Genomic DNA, 2,214 nt, shown 5'->3' with positions numbered 1-2,214 from the left:
CCTTTCTGTCAGCGTGCAGCTTGATTCGGGTGCGGAGGTCGTGCGTCGTTCTGGTGTAGAGCCGTTGATCTCGATCACTCCGCAACACGTACGTGTAGTACACGGCGCCTCCCTTGGCGCGAATAGTTGGAACGGCACTAGGGTGATGGTCTGAGCGGCGGCGGCCGCTGCGGGAGCCCCCATGGAGCCCGCGAGAGCGAAGGCCAGCGCGAGGCGGCGCATCATGGCTCCTCCTTGAGCGTCTCGGCGGCCTGGCGGACGTACCCGACGTCGACGAGGTCCTCGTAGCGGTGCCGGCGCTTGATGAAGCCGCCGTCGAGCAGGATCTGCTGGAGGTACTCGAAGCCCGGCCGGCGGAGAAGCGGGTCGGTGGCCCACGTGCCCTGGCGCTGGTAGCGCTCCACCGCCCGGCGCCGCAGATCGGCCGGAACGTCGGCGAAGTCCGGCGCGATCAGGTCGCCGATCGCGGCGGCGTCGTGGCGGGCCATCCAGCGCTCCGCCTGGTAGACCGCGCGGGTGAAGCGGAGCAGCAGCTCGGGCTCACGTCGCAGCCGGTCGGGCGTCGTCATATAGGACGAGAACGGCACGGGCCCGGTGGCCTCGCCCATCGAGGCCACGAGGTGGGCGGCGCCGCCCGACAGCAGCTCCTCGGCGGTGGGCTGGCCGGCCTCGAGGAACTCGCCGCGCCCGGCCCGGAAGGCGGCCACCGCGTCGGCGCCGTGCAGATCGCGGACGAAGGTGACGCGGGCGGGATCGAGGCCGTGGCGACGCAGCACGGTGAGCATGCATTGCCAGGGAGTGGGCGCGCCGGCGAAGGAGATCACCGTGCGGCCCACGAGGTCCCGCCACGTGAAGTCAGGGCGGGGCGTCCGGCTCAGGAGGAAGAAGCCGTTCCGGCTGTTGACCTCGGCGAAGTGCGGAAAGAGCCGCCCGCCCCGGTCGGCCACGTCGAGGCTCCGCATAAGCCCGCCCAGGCTGATCTGGGCCGTGCCCTCGACGAGGGCCCGGAGCGTGTTGGTGCTGCCGTCCGCGACCACCGCCTGCACGTCCAGCCCCTCGGCCGCGAAATGGCCGCCGTGAATGGCGACGTACTGCGGGGCGTAGAAGAGCGACCGGAAGGGCTGCGCGACCGTGAGCCTCATGGTGCCAGGCCGTACATCACCTTGCCGGCGACCGGCATCGTGGCGGTCAGGATCTCGCCGTTCAACGAGTCGGTGATGTAGAGCGTCTTGCGGTCCGGGCCGCCGAACGCGATGTTGGTCAGGAGCCGGTGACCGTCGGCGTGCACGAGATGAGTCGGCAGGCAGTTCGCGTCGAAGCGCCAGACGCCCACGCCGAGATGACAGACGACCAGGCCGTCCTCGGCGTCCATCTCGATGCCGTCGGGCCCCGCGTGTCCACCGGACAGCTGGATCGCGACCCCGGTCTTGGACGGCTGCCCATCCGCCATCAGCGGCAGCCGCCAGATCTGCTGGGAGCGCGTCACCGCCACGTAGACCTGGTTGTTCTCCGCGTTGAGGGTGATGCCGTTGGGGCTCGGCACGTTGGCCGCGAGCTTGTCCAGCCCCCCGGTGGCGCGCAGCCGGAACACGCGTCCGCTGGGATCGGCGATGCCGGTCTGCCCCTGGTCGGTGAAGTAGAGATCGCCGTTGGCAGCGAAGTGCAGGTCGTTCAGCCCCTTGAAGCCCTCGCTGTAGGCGGTCTCCAGCAGCGGCTCCACCTTTCCGCTGCCGGCATCCAGCACCATCAGGCCCCGCCGGTAATCGGCGATGAAGATGCGGCCGTCCTTGTGGAGCTTCAAGCCGTTGGGCCAGCCGTCGTACTGGGTCACCAGCTCCCACGCGCCCCCGGTCGAAATTCTGAACACGCGCCCGAACGGGATGTCCACGAAGTAGAGATGGCCCGCCCGGTCGAAGGAGGGTCCCTCCAGGAAGCTGTCCACTTCGGCGCGCTGGCGGTTCGCGTCCGACCACCTGGTGCGGCCCTTCTGGCGGAACTTCTGGGGCATGGACATGAAGGTCGCGGCCTTGATCAACTCGGGCTGCTTGAACGGGTTGAGCATGATTGGGGGAGTCTAACCCCGATCCGAAATTCTTTTGGCGAGGAATGTGCGGAAACGCGGCGTCGGTAGCGGCCGTGGCCAGCGTGGGTACGTGCGCACCCACGTCCTCCTATAGAGACGCTGGCTGCGGTCGAACCATCTCCTGAACACCG

Annotated in this window: 2 protein-coding genes; both read right to left on the bottom strand. The window is 68.9% G+C overall.

What is annotated here, in order from left to right; all coding sequences use genetic code 11:
* Positions 1 to 221: 221 nt before the first annotated feature.
* Positions 222 to 1,142, bottom strand: coding sequence for an ABC transporter substrate-binding protein (locus VGV13_21050; protein ID HEV8643572.1), 921 nt, complete (start codon positions 1,140 to 1,142; stop codon positions 222 to 224).
* Complete coding sequence (locus VGV13_21045; GenBank protein ID HEV8643571.1) at positions 1,139 to 2,062, bottom strand: SMP-30/gluconolactonase/LRE family protein; 924 nt, start codon at positions 2,060 to 2,062, stop codon at positions 1,139 to 1,141. The genes VGV13_21050 and VGV13_21045 overlap by 4 nt, the downstream gene beginning before the upstream one ends.
* Between the last annotated feature and the right edge of the window lie 152 nt (positions 2,063 to 2,214).

Source organism: Candidatus Methylomirabilota bacterium, assembly GCA_036001065.1.
Taxonomy (GTDB): Bacteria; Methylomirabilota; Methylomirabilia; order Rokubacteriales; family CSP1-6; genus MNEF01.
The sequence above is the reverse complement of the archived record's forward strand: the minus strand, read 5'-3'. Positions and strand labels throughout refer to the sequence as shown.